This window comes from Ruegeria sp. BE10 (genome assembly GCF_056538905.1).
The window spans coordinates 114,903-128,420 of sequence record NZ_JBQFTX010000006.1 but is presented as its reverse complement, the minus strand read 5'-3'; the positions used below and the strand labels follow the sequence as shown (position 1 = coordinate 128,420).

The 13,518-nt window shown below is 57.5% G+C and carries 18 protein-coding genes; 6 read left to right on the top strand and 12 right to left on the bottom strand.

All coding sequences use genetic code 11. The features are described 5' to 3' along the window. Positions 1–23 precede the first annotated feature (23 nt). The 11 genes from ACR0M2_RS14630 to ACR0M2_RS14580 all read right to left on the bottom strand — a co-directional run bounded on the left by ACR0M2_RS14630 (position 24) and on the right by ACR0M2_RS14580 (position 7,643). On the bottom strand, positions 24–164 hold the full coding sequence (locus tag ACR0M2_RS14630; RefSeq protein WP_170551604.1) for a hypothetical protein: 141 nt from the start codon (positions 162–164) through the stop codon (positions 24–26). Between the two features lie 155 nt (positions 165–319). Next, the gene (locus ACR0M2_RS14625) at positions 320–568 is read right to left on the bottom strand and encodes a hypothetical protein (protein WP_480705709.1); all 249 of its coding nucleotides are present in this window, start codon (positions 566–568) and stop codon (positions 320–322) included. 87 nt (positions 569–655) lie between these two features. Further along, complete coding sequence (locus ACR0M2_RS14620) at positions 656–1,435, bottom strand: succinate dehydrogenase iron-sulfur subunit (RefSeq protein WP_480705707.1); 780 nt, start codon at positions 1,433–1,435, stop codon at positions 656–658. Positions 1,436–1,447: 12 nt separating this feature from the next. Further along, the gene (gene sdhA, locus ACR0M2_RS14615) at positions 1,448–3,256 is read right to left on the bottom strand and encodes a succinate dehydrogenase flavoprotein subunit (RefSeq protein ID WP_170377745.1); all 1,809 of its coding nucleotides are present in this window, start codon (positions 3,254–3,256) and stop codon (positions 1,448–1,450) included. 22 nt (positions 3,257–3,278) lie between these two features. Next, complete coding sequence (locus ACR0M2_RS14610) at positions 3,279–3,650, bottom strand: succinate dehydrogenase, hydrophobic membrane anchor protein (protein WP_480705706.1); 372 nt, start codon at positions 3,648–3,650, stop codon at positions 3,279–3,281. A gap of 11 nt (positions 3,651–3,661) precedes the next feature. After that, positions 3,662–4,045: a succinate dehydrogenase, cytochrome b556 subunit gene (gene sdhC / locus ACR0M2_RS14605; protein ID WP_170397177.1), complete on the bottom strand. Its 384-nt coding sequence runs from the start codon at positions 4,043–4,045 to the stop codon at positions 3,662–3,664. Between the two features lie 207 nt (positions 4,046–4,252). Next, positions 4,253–4,921: a DUF1194 domain-containing protein gene (locus ACR0M2_RS14600; RefSeq protein ID WP_170377747.1), complete on the bottom strand. Its 669-nt coding sequence runs from the start codon at positions 4,919–4,921 to the stop codon at positions 4,253–4,255. Between the two features lie 55 nt (positions 4,922–4,976). Continuing rightward, positions 4,977–6,005 (bottom strand): MaoC family dehydratase, encoded by a 1,029-nt coding sequence (locus tag ACR0M2_RS14595; RefSeq protein ID WP_480705704.1) that lies wholly within the window; start codon positions 6,003–6,005, stop codon positions 4,977–4,979. Then, entirely contained in the window at positions 6,005–6,211 is a 207-nt protein-coding gene (locus ACR0M2_RS14590) for a DUF1737 domain-containing protein (protein ID WP_170361397.1), read from the bottom strand. Before ACR0M2_RS14590 ends, ACR0M2_RS14595 begins: the two co-directional genes overlap by 1 nt. A gap of 12 nt (positions 6,212–6,223) precedes the next feature. Next, complete coding sequence (locus tag ACR0M2_RS14585; protein WP_170397171.1) at positions 6,224–6,778, bottom strand: NnrU family protein; 555 nt, start codon at positions 6,776–6,778, stop codon at positions 6,224–6,226. Positions 6,779–6,785: 7 nt separating this feature from the next. Beyond that, complete coding sequence (locus tag ACR0M2_RS14580; protein WP_480705702.1) at positions 6,786–7,643, bottom strand: HpcH/HpaI aldolase/citrate lyase family protein; 858 nt, start codon at positions 7,641–7,643, stop codon at positions 6,786–6,788. Between the two features lie 168 nt (positions 7,644–7,811). On the opposite strand from ACR0M2_RS14580, the gene ACR0M2_RS14575 reads away from it, so the two are divergent. Then, complete coding sequence (locus tag ACR0M2_RS14575) at positions 7,812–8,111, top strand: hypothetical protein (RefSeq protein ID WP_170551624.1); 300 nt, start codon at positions 7,812–7,814, stop codon at positions 8,109–8,111. Here the strand turns inward: ACR0M2_RS14575 and ACR0M2_RS14570 are convergent. Beyond that, positions 8,108–8,863, bottom strand: a complete 756-nt coding sequence (locus ACR0M2_RS14570; RefSeq protein WP_170377757.1) for a sulfite exporter TauE/SafE family protein — start codon at positions 8,861–8,863, stop codon at positions 8,108–8,110. The two genes, ACR0M2_RS14575 and ACR0M2_RS14570, sit on opposite strands and share 4 nt — an antisense overlap. Positions 8,864–9,024: 161 nt before the next feature. On the opposite strand from ACR0M2_RS14570, the gene mdh reads away from it, so the two are divergent. The 5 genes from mdh (at position 9,025) to ACR0M2_RS14545 (ending at position 13,516) form a co-directional block, all read left to right on the top strand. Then, entirely contained in the window at positions 9,025–9,987 is a 963-nt protein-coding gene (gene mdh, locus ACR0M2_RS14565; protein WP_480705700.1) for a malate dehydrogenase, read from the top strand. Between the two features lie 320 nt (positions 9,988–10,307). After that, positions 10,308–11,501 (top strand): ADP-forming succinate--CoA ligase subunit beta, encoded by a 1,194-nt coding sequence (gene sucC, locus ACR0M2_RS14560; protein WP_170350625.1) that lies wholly within the window; start codon positions 10,308–10,310, stop codon positions 11,499–11,501. Positions 11,502–11,543: 42 nt separating this feature from the next. After that, entirely contained in the window at positions 11,544–12,251 is a 708-nt protein-coding gene (locus ACR0M2_RS14555; protein WP_480705698.1) for a class I SAM-dependent methyltransferase, read from the top strand. 33 nt (positions 12,252–12,284) lie between these two features. Next, positions 12,285–13,166 (top strand): succinate--CoA ligase subunit alpha, encoded by an 882-nt coding sequence (gene sucD, locus ACR0M2_RS14550; protein WP_170350627.1) that lies wholly within the window; start codon positions 12,285–12,287, stop codon positions 13,164–13,166. After that, on the top strand, positions 13,163–13,516 hold the full coding sequence (locus ACR0M2_RS14545; RefSeq protein WP_480705696.1) for a hypothetical protein: 354 nt from the start codon (positions 13,163–13,165) through the stop codon (positions 13,514–13,516). Before sucD ends, ACR0M2_RS14545 begins: the two co-directional genes overlap by 4 nt. Positions 13,517–13,518 lie beyond the last annotated feature (2 nt).

Sequence of the window (13,518 nt, the reverse complement as noted above, 5' to 3'; positions counted from 1 at the left end):
CAATCCAAGGATAAATTCAAGCGTTAGGCGGCGTTTGCGTATTCGAACAATTCAGGCTCGTGAACCTCAGTCACCGACGCAGGTTCCGGCGTGTAATAAGCCCAAGCTTGTTCTAGCAGTTCCAGAGCTTCAGCAGCGTTCGTTTTAGAGTTTTGGTCTTGCATCGGAGCGATCCCGTTTCGGTTCCATCACTCCTCCCCTGTTGAAAGGTTAAGCAGTCCAACAACTGACTTCATCACATCTTTTTGCAATCTCGGCATGACAAAACTGCATAAAAGGCTGGCACTTGCATCTGCCAGCCTTTCTCGTTTTTCGCCAATTACGCGGTCATACAAGCATTCGCTTTAGCGGCTTGTTCTTCGCTGACGCCGTTGCCGGGCACGAACACTTCAGTCTGCTTACCATCCTGGAGGACATATTGAGTGGTAAATGAGCCGCCAATTCCCGCCTGCTTCGCGCAGTCTACCTGCTTAAAAACAAGTTCCGCCCGGTTGCCACCTGATCCGCCACACGCTGAAAGAACGGTGATCGCAGAAATAGACAGTGCTTTTAGTAGAGTTTGGGTCATTGATGTACTCCGATATTTCAATGCCCGCATAACACGAAAAACCCGGAATGATTCCATCCCGGGTTTAATTTTATTTTGTGACTGTGATCAAACGGACCGGTCGACCATCATCTTCTTGATCTCGGCAATTGCCTTGGCCGGGTTTAGACCCTTGGGACAGGTCTTGGCACAGTTCATGATCGTATGGCAGCGGTACAGCTTGAAGGGATCTTCCAGCTCGTCCAGACGCTCACCCGTAGCTTCATCGCGGCTGTCGATGATCCAACGATAGGCATGCAGCAAAGCGGCGGGCCCAAGGTAGCGATCGCCGTTCCACCAGTAACTCGGGCACGAGGTCGAGCAGCTGGCGCACATCACACATTCATACAAACCATCCAGTTTTTTGCGGTCTTCGATCGACTGCTTCCACTCTTTCGCGGGGCGGTTGGTCTTGGTTTCCAACCACGGCATGATCGAAGCGTGCTGGGCATAGAAATGCGTCAGATCGGGGATCAGGTCCTTTACCACCGGCATATGCGGCAGCGGATAGATTTTCACGTCGCCCTTGATCTCATCCATACCGTAGATACAGGCCAGCGTGTTGATCCCGTCGATATTCATTGCGCAGGAACCGCAGATGCCTTCGCGGCACGAGCGGCGGAAGGTCAGGGTCGGATCGATCTCGTTCTTGATCTTGATCAGCGCATCCAGAATCATCGGCCCACAGTTGTCCATATCGACGAAATAGGTGTCGAGCTGGGGGTTTTTGCCGTCATCCGGGTTCCAGCGATAAATCTGGAACTTACGCACATTGATCGCGCCTTCGGGTTTGGGCCAAGTTTTGCCCGTCGTGATGCGCGAATTCTTTGGGAGGGTCAGTTGTACCATAAGTTCCTCTCCTTAGAACGTCCGCGCCTTCGGCGCGATTTTCTTGAGGCTGATGCCACCTTCTTCTTCGGTGGTCAGCGGATCGGCTATGACCGGGCGATAGCTGAGCTCAACCTTGTTGCCCTCAACCCGCGAAACGGTATGGACACGCCAGTTTTCGTCGTCACGCTCGGTGAAGTCTTCGTGCGCATGAGCACCGCGGGATTCCTTGCGTGCCTCGGCACCAACGATGGTAGCCAGCGCGCTTGGCATCAGGTTGGTCAGTTCCAGAGATTCCATCAGATCACTGTTCCACACCAGCGAACGGTCGGAGACCTTCAGGTCGTCCATCTTGGCCGCGATCACCGTCATCTTTTCGACGCCTTCGGCCATGGTTTTGGCGGTCCTGAATACGGCTGCGTCTTCCTGCATGGTCCGCTGCATTTCAAGCCGCAGATCAGCGGTAGGGATTGCGCCGCTGGCATTCCGCACAGCGTCAAACCGGTCAAACGCCTTGTCGACCGACGCTTGGTTCAGAACCGGGTTCGACGCTTTGGCATCGACAACCTCACCGGCCCGGATCGCTGCCGCACGGCCAAACACCACAAGGTCGATCAGCGAGTTCGAGCCCAAACGGTTCGCCCCGTGAACCGAAGCACAACCCGCTTCACCCACGGCCATCAGGCCCGGCACAACAGCCGTTGGGTTATCGGCTGTGGGGTTCAGAACCTCGCCCCAATAGTTAGTCGGAATGCCACCCATGTTATAGTGCACGGTCGGCAGAACCGGGATCGGTTCCTTGGTCACGTCCACACCTGCAAACACACGCGCCGATTCCGAGATGCCCGGCAGACGTTCCGCCAGCGCTTCGGCCGGTAGGTGGCTGAGATTCAGGTGGATGTGGTCGCCATTGTCACCATGGCCACGGCCTTCACGGATCTCCATGGTCATCGAGCGCGAGACGTAGTCACGTGGCGCGAGGTCCTTGTATTGGGGCGCGTAACGCTCCATGAACCGTTCACCTTCCGAATTGGTCAGGTAGCCACCCTCGCCCCGTGCGCCTTCGGTGATCAGGCAGCCCGAACCGTAGATGCCGGTCGGGTGGAACTGAACGAACTCCATATCCTGCAGCGCCAAACCCGCACGAGCCACCATGCCACCACCGTCACCGGTGCAGGTATGGGCCGACGTGGCGCTGAAATAGGCACGGCCGTAGCCGCCGGTCGCCAGTACTACCATCTTGGCGTTGAAGACGTGCATCGTTCCGTCGTCAAGTTTCCAGCAGACGACACCCTGACACTGCCCGTCTTCGGACATGATCAGATCGATGGCGAAGTATTCGATGTAGAACTCGGCGTTGTTCTTCAGCGACTGACCATACAGCGTGTGCAGGATCGCGTGGCCTGTCCGGTCGGCTGCAGCACAGGTGCGCTGCACGGCAGGACCTTCGCCGAATTCGGTTGTGTGGCCACCGAAGGGACGCTGATAAATCTTGCCTTCTTCGGTCCGGCTGAAGGGCACGCCGTAGTGCTCCAGCTCATACACCGCTTTGGGTGCTTCACGGGCCAGATATTCCATCGCGTCGGTGTCACCCAACCAGTCCGAGCCCTTGACGGTATCGTACATGTGCCACTGCCAGTGGTCCGGTCCCATGTTAGACAGAGATGCCGCGATGCCGCCCTGCGCCGCAACCGTGTGCGAGCGTGTCGGGAACACTTTGGTGACGCATGCAGTGCGTAGGCCCTGTTCGGCCATGCCCAGCGTCGCCCGCAGACCTGCACCACCTGCGCCTACGACAACGACGTCGTATTCGTGGGTTTCATATTCATATGCTGCTGTCATTGTTCTTGTTCCTTACCGCGCATCACAGGGCGAGCTTGACCAGAGCGAACAGCCCGGCCGCGATCAGCGTGTAGCCCAGGGCCCACATTGCAACGAGCGAGACTTTCTCGAGAACACCATGGACATAATCTTCGATGGTTTCCTGCGCCTCATACATCAGTTGTTGCATGCCCACGACCAAAGTCAGAGCGGTCACAATTGCCGGGAATGGGCGGCTGAAATAGGCGACGACTTCTTCGTATGAGCCGCCGATACCGGCCCCGAAGGTGAAGATGAAGATCGGAACCAGCACGGTCAGGATCATCGCCCGGACCATGGTGCGCCAATGTGTTTGTGTGCCGGATTTCCCTGCGCCCAGACCCTGCGCGCGTTTACGGTCAGTCAGATATCGCATGTGCCGTCCCCTTAAACCGCAATCACAGTGATAATGGTCAGGATGGTCGCACCGACGAACATGCCTAGACCCAGTTTCTCAGAGACCTCAACATCAAGGCAGTAGCCGAAATCCCAAAAGACGTGACGCAGACGACCCAGCGTGTGATACCACAGCGCCCAGGTGGCCAAGGTCAGGAGGATGTCGCCGAACCAGCTGCGCAAAAATCCGTCGATGGCCAGAAACGCGCTTTCCGATGTCGAAGCGGCCAACAGCCACCAGACGATCAGGATTGCAACGGCAAAGACGCCCAATCCCGAGAGGCGAACCATGATCGACGACAACGAAGTCATCTGGGGGCGATAGATCATAATGTGTGGCGAGAGCGGGCGGTTGCCCCGATTGACATCGGCCATGTCGGCTCCTCTTTCGTTGGCTACCGGTCGTTTTACTGTTTTTTGCCCTTCTGTCACGTGCTGCATGCGCAAAAATGGGTAAAAAGGGTTCAAAATAGCAGATTTCATTAGTTTGTGATCACGCAAAATAATACTGTGATCACGAAAACCCTTCCAAGCCTTGAATGTTAGCGTTTTCAGGGAACAAGCATTGTGATCACGAATCTGCTACTGCTGCTCCAAAGCCGCTGATTGCTGTGTAACTTCGCGCAACAGCTTCTTTCGAATCCTCTCGGGGTAGTCGGCAAACCCCGCTGCCGACACCACAAATGCGCCCTCGCCGACAATGACATTTTCAAAGAAATAGGCGGTCAGGTCCGGTTCGCTTTCCTCGATCGCAATTGCGTTTACCGTCACCCCGCGTGTGCGCAACGCCCTGTGCGTCTCGGTTGGTTCGACACCCTCGTTCGACACCCCATCGCCCGAAATGTCTATCAGATGCCGTTTGCAATCCGCCACCGCATCGAAGCTGGACATGGTCATCTCAAGCGCCTCACCGATTGCGGTTGAAAAGTTGCGCCAAACCCTGGGGTCGTCGGCAACTTGATCGGCAAACCGTTCAAGCGTGTCAAAGCTATCGATCCGGGTCCACGGGATCGTCACCTTTTGACGCGAGGACCCGGTCCACTGCACCAGCATCAACTGTGCCTGCCCCCGCACCAGCGCCTCGGACACCAAGGGGTCGCGCAGCCCGGCGGCCAGCCCATCCATCTGTATCCGGTATTCCGTCGTATCGACCGAACCGGATACGTCCACTGCCAAAGCCAACGCCAGATCGCACGCGACGGCGGGCGGCGTCAGAAACAGGCAGGCAGCAAGTGATCGAAGTAGGACCATGATCGCAGCCTAGCATGATTGACGCAGGCTGCGATCAATTGAATGTGGGGCGTGCTCAGATTGGCATCAGCGCCCAATAATCAAGGTCCAACAGGACGTTCGGCTGATACCGGCCATCTTCGTTTTTCAGCGCAAACGGCTCTCCACCCTTTGTCGCGACCAGCCGCAGACGGATGGCCCCCACGCCCGGCACACCGGTTTCGGCCTTGTCCAGAACCTCGGACCAAGCCTTGATTGTGTCGCCTGCGAAGCAGGGGTTGGCATGGGCGCCGCCGTTCAGGCCGACAATCATCTGCGCATTGGCCAGGCCATTAAATGACAATGTCCGCGCCATCGAAATCACGTGGCCACCATAAATCAAACGACCATCGGGCCGGAAGGTCAGGTCGAAATGCACCTTGGCTGTGTTCTGCCACAGCCGGGTGGCAAGCATATGCTCGGCCTCTTCCACCGTCACGCCGTCGACATGATCAATGGTTTCGCCAATCTCGTAATCACCCCAACGATGCGCCTCGCCCGATTGGGCAAAATCGTAATTCGAGAATTCCAACCCCGCGGGCACCACCAGGTCTTTTGGCTCAAGTACCTTTTTCAGGTCCGGTACAACCGCCTCGGGCGCGGGGGCGTCAAGGTTCGATTTGCGCACCATCACCCAGCGGACATATTCGATCACGACCTCATCGCGCTGATTCAGGCCACGCGTGCGTACCCAGACCACGCCGGTCTTGCCGTTCGAATTCTGCTTGACCCCGATTACCTCGGATTCAGAGCGCAGCGTATCACCGGGATAGACCGGCAACAGCCAGCGCCCCTCGGCATATCCCAGATTGGCAACCGCGTTCAGCGAGATGTCTGGCACGGTCTTGCCAAACACCACGTGGAAAGCAGCCAGATCGTCAATCGGGCTTTGCTGCAAGCCGCAATTCCGAGCAAATTCATCCGACGAATAAAGCGCGAGTCGCGCCGGGTAGAGCGCATGGTACAGCGCCCGCTCTCCGTCAGTTACAGTACGCGGCACGGCGTGATGCAGCACCTGACCAACAGAGTAGTCCTCGAAAAAGCGGCCCGGATTTGTCTTTGCCATTATTGCTGTCCCAGTTTCATATCGGAGGAATAGTCGGCCTCGACCTCTTTGGTCACAGCCTGCGCACACCGCATCATGCGGCTGTTTTCGTCATAGGCGTAAGACGGGCCGCCATACAGCTCCCACCCTTTTGCTAAGGCGTCTGACACTTTGTGGCAGAAGGCGGATGTGTCTTCCTCGGTCAGCAGGCGATAGAGTTTTGCCACGATGTCATTTCCTTAAGATGGGAACGGAGAAGGACCAACCAGCCCGTGAATATAGCCGATCACACCCAACAACACGATCGAGGCGACAAAGAACATCGCGTCCTTGCCATAGGTACCGGGTTCACCGGGTGTCCAATCGGGCTCGGACTTGTTGATCACAATGACCTCGACAACAGCCCAGGCCAACAGGCCGCCGAACAGAATGATCGAGGCCAAATCGCCGTTAACCAGCAAATGCGCAAAAGCCCACAGCTTGAACCCGCCCAGCATCGGGTGGCGAAGCTTGTTCAACAGGCGACCCTTGGTGCCTGCGGGGCTCATCATATAGATCGCGATCAACACCAACAGGTTGTTTATGTGGATCATGAAAGATGGTGGTGCCCAGACGAAAACGGTATCGGTCATGCGATAGCCGAAGATCATCAGCAGGATTGCCACGACTAGCGCCAGCGCAACCGCGCCTTTGCCCGCGCTGCCCATCGCCGCGCGCTGCGCCGGCATGACGCGTTGGAACAGATGAGCGGCCCACCACAGCGCCACCCCAAGGATCAGAAGAACAAAGCCCATTGCTGGCTTACCCCGCTTGCAAAACTGAAATCGCCTCTGCTTTTGCCAGAATTTCGCGGGCTGTTACAACATGCAGGTTTTCAACGATCTTCCCATCCACGACGGCAACGCCCTGCCCTTGTGCCTCGGTCTCTTCAAACGCTGCAATCTGACGGCGGGCCAAGTCGATCTCGGCCTCTGACGGCGCATAAGCCGCGTTGGTGATGTTGACCTGCGCCGGGTGGATCAACGTCTTGCCGTCAAAACCCATGTCACGGCCTTGTTCGCATTCTGCGGCCAGACCAGCCTCATCCTTGAATGCGTTGTAGACACCATCCACGATGATCAGCCCATGGGCCTTGGCGGCCAACACGCACAGGCCCAGCGATGTCATCAACGGCAGACGGTCCGGACGGAACCGGGTTTGCAGATCTTTGGCCAGATCGTTGGTGCCCATGACAAAGCCTGCCATCAACGGATGCGCTGCAATCTCGGCCGCGTTCAACATCCCTTGCGGAGTTTCCATCATCGCCCAGATCGGCATGTCGCCGGTGATCGCGGCCAGCGCGTCCACGTCAGCGGCCGAACCCACCTTGGGCAACAACACGGCATCCGCGTCCATCTCGCGCACGGCCTCGGCGTCAGCACGGCCCCATTCGGTATCCAGCCCGTTGATGCGCACGATCCTGACCCGGTCACCATACCCGCCAGCAGCCAGTGCCGCCCTGAGCGTTTCGCGCGCATTGACCTTTTCGTCGGCGGCAACGGCATCTTCAAGATCAAAGATGATCGCATCCACTGGCAGGGTGCGGGCCTTATCCAGCGCCCGATCGCGCGAGCCGGGGATATAGAGAACGGAACGATAGGGGCGCTGACGGGGGTCCATTGGCCTCTCCCTTTGAAAGAATGTTGCGCGGAATGGGGCATTTTTTGTCGGAAAGTTCAAGGGCAAAATCGCCGCGCTGCAGCATTTACGACGCAACGTGCGGAGCTTTAACCGGATTTCTGCCCGCCGGACGCACCCTGATTACGTTGGAATCGAAAGGGGTGACTGATGAAAACGACGTTGTTCAAGATGACGATGGGCCTTGGGATCATGGTTCTGGCCGCACAACAGGTACAGGCCCGCACCTGTGCCCCGCGCGAGGACATAGTGAGGCGCCTGACCGAGACCTACGGCGAAACACGCCGCAGTATCGGCGTCGCGCGGCAAGGGACCGTGATGGAGGTTTACGCTTCGGATCAAAGCGGCAGCTGGACGATCACGGTGACATTGCCGGACGGGATAACTTGCCTGGTCGCCTCGGGCCAGGCCTATGATGATATGGCCGAGGCGCTGCCGCCCAACGTCTAGGTCAAAGCGTCCCAGATCAGCTTGCTGCCGGTCAATGTCAGCAGCACATAGGCGATGCCAAAGAACAGGCGCTCGGACAGCATGAAATGCGCCCGGACGCCCAGCCAAGCACCCAGAATAGCAAAGGGCGTCAGCAGCAGGTCAACCCATGCGGTGTGCCAGGTGAACAGACCCAGATAGGCATAAGGCACAAACTTCGCGATATTGATGACCCAGAAAACCAGCACGGTCGACGCCTGAAACTGAGTCTTCGTCAAGCGCTGCGACAGCAGGTAGACCGCGGCCGGGGGCCCTCCGGCGTGGCTGACGAAACTGGTGAACCCGGCGATCAGACCCGCGAACAGCCCGGCAGGCGGTGGCAGGCGGTTGGCAAAACCGCGCACCCAGCCTTTGGTCTGCGAAAAATGCCAAATCACAAATCCGACAGAAATTCCGCCGATCAACAATCGCAGCAGGTCATCATTGGTGGCGCGATACAACCACGCCCCCAGCGCAACCCCCGGCACAGCGCCCAGTATTAACAGGCGTGAATCCGGCCAGCTCCACCGTTTCCAGTATGGGCCAAGGGTGGCCACATCGATCACCATCAGGATCGGCAACATCAGCGCAAGCGCCTGCCCGGGTTCAAGTATCAGGGCCAGAATCGACGAGGACGCAAACGCCACCCCCGACCCGAACCCGCCCTTCGAGATTCCGGCAAAGACCACCGCAGGGATCGCCACGGCAAAAAACATCAAGTTCAATTCGAACATGTGGCGTCCTGCAAATTGGCCTGTCTAAAAGGCCGTTTAGCGCAATCACACGGCCGGGTGCAAATGGTATGCGGTTGCATGCCGCGCCCAAGGGTACTTGCGCGAAACCCATTTAACGACTAGCAAAACCGCGATTTCAAAACCGACCGGAGATAATCCAAATGGCCAGACCCAAGATCGCGCTGATCGGCGCAGGTCAGATCGGCGGCACGCTCGCCCACCTCGCAGCAATGAAAGAACTGGGTGACGTCGTCCTGTTCGACATCGCCGAAGGCACCCCCGAAGGCAAGGCGCTGGACATAGCTGAATCCGGCCCGTCCGAAGGCTTTGACGCCAAGCTGAAAGGCACTCAGTCCTACGAAGATATCGCTGGCGCCGACGTCTGCATCGTGACCGCTGGCGTCCCTCGCAAGCCGGGCATGAGCCGCGACGACCTGTTGGGCATCAACCTGAAAGTCATGAAATCTGTCGGCGAAGGCATTGCGGCCAACGCACCCGACGCGTTCGTCATCTGCATCACCAACCCGCTGGACGCGATGGTCTGGGCTCTGCGCGAATTCTCGGGCCTGCCCCACAACAAGGTCTGCGGCATGGCAGGCGTTCTGGACTCGGGCCGTTTCGCCCACTTCCTGTCGGAAGAGTTCAACGTGTCGATGAAAGACGTCACCGCGTTTGTTCTGGGCGGCCATGGCGACACTATGGTGCCGTCGGTCCGTTACTCGACCGTCGCTGGTATCCCGCTGCCCGATCTGGTCGAAATGGGCTGGACCACGCAAGACAAGCTGGACGCTATCGTACAGCGCACCCGTGACGGCGGTGCCGAAATTGTTGGCCTGCTGAAAACCGGTTCGGCCTTTTACGCACCGGCCACGTCGGCAATCGAAATGGCCGAAGCCTATCTGAAAGACCAAAAGCGCGTCCTGCCCTGCGCCGCCTATTGCGATGGTGAGCTGGGCGTCAGCGGCCTGTACGTGGGCGTACCCACCGTGATCGGCGCGGGCGGTATTGAAAGGATCGTCGACATCAACTTGAACGAAGAAGAGCAGGCTGGTTTCGACAATTCGGTCAACGCGGTGAAGGGCCTGATCGAGGCGTGCAAAGGCATCGACAGCTCGCTGGCCTGATCCCTTCTGTGAGAATTCTGAAAGCCGGTCCTTTTCAGGTCCGGCTTTTCTATTGCCCGTTTGCCCAAGTCCGAATGGAGCTACCGAAAATGTTGGCGCAAACGTTTTTAATTTTGTTTTTGAATGTGTTTTTGGCAGGTTTGGTTTCAGATTCGAATCAAGTAACTGCCCGAGAATGAATTGTGATCACACCCCAAAAAACTGTGATCACAAATAACAAAAATCTACGCTAAAAAGCTCTTCGCCGTCAAAAAAGCCTTTATATTTGCGCTCTACAGCCCTCTATAACGGGGTAATCGTAGTCAGACGGGACAGTGTTGATGAACATTCACGAATATCAGGCCAAAGCTCTTCTTCGCAGCTATGGCGCTCCGGTCTCCGAAGGTCGCGCGGTTCTGCGCGCCGAGGAAGCCAAAACCGCAGCCGGTGAACTGGACGGCCCGCTTTGGGTTGTCAAAGCGCAAATCCACGCAGGTGGACGCGGCAAAGGTAGCTTTAAAGAGGCCGATGCCGGTGAAAAAGGCGGCGTGCGTCTGACCAAATCGGTGGAAGAAGCCGCCGAAGAAGCCAAGAAGATGCTGGGTCGCACGCTGGTTACGCATCAGACCGGCCCGGCGGGCAAACAGGTTAACCGCATTTATATCGAAGCCGGTTCCGGCATCGAGCGTGAACTGTACCTGGCCCTGCTGGTGGATCGCCAGACCAGCCGCATTTCCTTCGTCTGTTCGACCGAAGGCGGCATGGACATCGAAGAAGTAGCCGCAGCCACGCCCGAGAAAATCCTGTCCTTCTCGGTTGACCCTGCAACCGGCTATCAGCCCTATCACGGCCGCCGGATCGCGTTCTCGCTGGGTTTGGAAGGTGCGCAGGTCAAGCAATGCGTCAAGCTGATGGGTCAGCTCTATAACGCCTTCGTCGAGAAGGATATGGAGATGCTGGAAATCAACCCGCTGATCGTGTCCGACAGCGGCGACCTCAAGGTGCTGGACGCCAAGGTCGGATTTGACGGCAACGCGGTCTACCGCCACCCCGACATCGCCGAACTGCGCGACACGACCGAGGAAGACCCCAAGGAATTGGAAGCCTCGAAATACGACCTGAACTACATCGCGTTGGACGGTGAGATTGGCTGCATGGTCAACGGCGCCGGTTTGGCGATGGCGACGATGGACATCATCAAGCTGTACGGGGCCGAGCCTGCCAACTTCCTCGACGTGGGCGGCGGTGCGACCAAAGAGAAAGTAACCGAAGCGTTCAAGATCATCACCTCAGACCCACAGGTCAAAGGCATTCTAGTCAACATCTTCGGCGGCATCATGCGCTGCGACGTCATTGCCGAGGGCGTTGTCGCTGCGGTGAAAGAGGTCGGCCTGCAGGTTCCGCTGGTTGTGCGTCTGGAAGGCACGAATGTCGAGAAAGGCAAAGAGATCATCAACACCTCTGGTCTGGACGTGATCGCGGCGGACAACCTGAAAGACGGAGCCGAGAAGATCGTGAAGGCGGTTAAGGGGTAATCGCCACAGCTCATCGAACCTTAAACCAAACGGAGAACCGCTATGCGCAGTGGTTTGAGAGACACTTTTGAAACGCTGAGCTGGTCCGGACGCCGCAACGGACCGCGCTCGGGGCATGGGTCGACCCTTGCGGCGACCCGACCGCTGCGTGATGCGCTTCCACGTATTTTTGACGAGTACAATGTCAAAACGTTTCTTGACGCGCCATGTGGTGATTGGACCTGGATGCAACATGTGGACCTGACCGGCATTCAATATGTCGGCGGGGACATTTCGCTGGAGGTTCTGGAAGAGGTCAAACAGCAGCATGCTGCTCCGGGACGCGAGTTCATGCACCTCGACATCACATCAGACACTCTGCCAAAGGCGGATATGATGATGTGCCGCGACTGTCTTTTTCATCTAAAATGGTGGTTGCGGTGGGCCTTTTTTGAAAACTTCGTCGCCAGCGGAATCCCGTATTTGCTGACGACGCGGCATTACATCCCCCAAAACCCCAGACTGCCAAGAAACGGAGGTTTCAAACGGTTCAACCCGTGCGTTGTACCCTTTAACTTTTCAGAACCGATCGAGACCGTCAGTGAAACGGGCGAAATCAACTTGGACCCCGAGTTTATGCTGACGCGAGAAGGTCAGAAACAACGGTCTTTGGGGATTTGGTCCCGAGACCAGGTCATCGACGCCGTGGCACGACGCGGTTCTGATCCCGACCAAAACGAGACTCGCAGCGCTGGTGATCAAAACATCTAGCGCGCTAACATTAATCACTATGGAGGCCACGAAATGGCAGTCCTCATCGATGAAAATACCAAAGTGATCTGTCAGGGCTTTACCGGCTCGCAGGGCACATTTCACAGCGAACAGGCCATCGCCTATGGCACCAAGATGGTCGGCGGCGTGACCCCCGGCAAAGGCGGGATGACCCATCTTGACCTGCCCGTTTTCAACTCGGTCCACGAGGCCAAGCATGTGACCGAAGCCAATGCCAGCGTGATCTATGTACCGCCGCCCTTCGCGGCGGACTCGATCCTCGAAGCGATTGATGCCGAGATGGAAGTGATCGTCTGCATCACCGAAGGCATCCCGGTTCTGGACATGATGAAGGTGAAGCGCGCGCTGGAAGGCTCAAGCTCGCGCCTGATCGGCCCGAACTGCCCCGGTGTGATTACGCCGGATGCCTGCAAGATCGGCATCATGCCCGGTCACATCCACAAGCGCGGTTCGGTCGGCGTTGTGTCCCGTTCGGGCACCCTGACCTATGAGGCCGTCAAGCAGACCACCGATGTAGGTCTGGGCCAGTCCACCTGCGTGGGCATCGGCGGCGACCCGATCAAAGGCACCGAGCATATCGACGTGCTGGAATGGTTCCTGGCCGATGACGAAACCGAGTCGATCATTATGATCGGTGAGATCGGTGGCTCAGCCGAGGAAGAAGCCGCGCAGTTCCTGGCGGATGAGGCCAAGAAGGGCCGCAAAAAGCCAACCGCAGGTTTCATCGCAGGCCGTACGGCCCCTCCGGGCCGCCGCATGGGCCACGCGGGCGCAATCGTCGCCGGCGGCAAAGGTGGAGCTGAGGACAAGATCGAAGCCATGCGCTCGGCCGGTATCGTCGTGGCCGAAAGCCCGGCGCAACTGGGTGAGGCAGTGCTGGAAGCGATTGGGTGAGGTTAACACCATTCATACTGTCCCTTGCAGCAACATTGTTGCTGCAAGGTTGTGTGTCTGAACACGGTTCAACGGTAGATCAATCTGCCGTAATCGGGAACGAGCAGCCTGCGGGCATCGAGCCTATTTCAGGCATTGATAAAAAGGCCCTGGCCGCCGTTATTGGAATTGGTTCGCAAATTGGTGTGTTTTACTATCCAGATAAGATTGATCGAAAACAATTGGATGCGGCCCCCGCGAGGCTATACGCAGATAGAGGTGCCAAGGTCTACGAGATAGAAGACGCGGACTTGCACCATCCAGAAGAGTTGCCGGGAGCGCGCCATCTGGTTGTGCGATGCACCGGTTAGAT

Coding starts and splice junctions, on each gene's coding strand:
- ACR0M2_RS14575 (WP_170551624.1), top strand. CDS start 7,812: ATGAAAACGACGTTGTTCAAGATGACGATGGGCCTTGGGATCATGGTT.
- sdhA (WP_170377745.1), bottom strand. CDS start 3,256: ATGACAGCAGCATATGAATATGAAACCCACGAATACGACGTCGTTGTC.
- ACR0M2_RS14610 (WP_480705706.1), bottom strand. CDS start 3,650: ATGCGATATCTGACTGACCGTAAACGCGCGCAGGGTCTGGGCGCAGGG.
- ACR0M2_RS14570 (WP_170377757.1), bottom strand. CDS start 8,863: ATGTTCGAATTGAACTTGATGTTTTTTGCCGTGGCGATCCCTGCGGTG.
- ACR0M2_RS14585 (WP_170397171.1), bottom strand. CDS start 6,778: ATGGGCTTTGTTCTTCTGATCCTTGGGGTGGCGCTGTGGTGGGCCGCT.
- sucC (WP_170350625.1), top strand. CDS start 10,308: ATGAACATTCACGAATATCAGGCCAAAGCTCTTCTTCGCAGCTATGGC.
- sdhC (WP_170397177.1), bottom strand. CDS start 4,045: ATGGCCGATGTCAATCGGGGCAACCGCCCGCTCTCGCCACACATTATG.
- ACR0M2_RS14580 (WP_480705702.1), bottom strand. CDS start 7,643: ATGGACCCCCGTCAGCGCCCCTATCGTTCCGTTCTCTATATCCCCGGC.
- ACR0M2_RS14630 (WP_170551604.1), bottom strand. CDS start 164: ATGCAAGACCAAAACTCTAAAACGAACGCTGCTGAAGCTCTGGAACTG.
- ACR0M2_RS14625 (WP_480705709.1), bottom strand. CDS start 568: ATGACCCAAACTCTACTAAAAGCACTGTCTATTTCTGCGATCACCGTT.
- ACR0M2_RS14600 (WP_170377747.1), bottom strand. CDS start 4,921: ATGGTCCTACTTCGATCACTTGCTGCCTGCCTGTTTCTGACGCCGCCC.
- mdh (WP_480705700.1), top strand. CDS start 9,025: ATGGCCAGACCCAAGATCGCGCTGATCGGCGCAGGTCAGATCGGCGGC.
- sucD (WP_170350627.1), top strand. CDS start 12,285: ATGGCAGTCCTCATCGATGAAAATACCAAAGTGATCTGTCAGGGCTTT.
- ACR0M2_RS14555 (WP_480705698.1), top strand. CDS start 11,544: ATGCGCAGTGGTTTGAGAGACACTTTTGAAACGCTGAGCTGGTCCGGA.
- ACR0M2_RS14595 (WP_480705704.1), bottom strand. CDS start 6,005: ATGGCAAAGACAAATCCGGGCCGCTTTTTCGAGGACTACTCTGTTGGT.
- ACR0M2_RS14620 (WP_480705707.1), bottom strand. CDS start 1,435: ATGGTACAACTGACCCTCCCAAAGAATTCGCGCATCACGACGGGCAAA.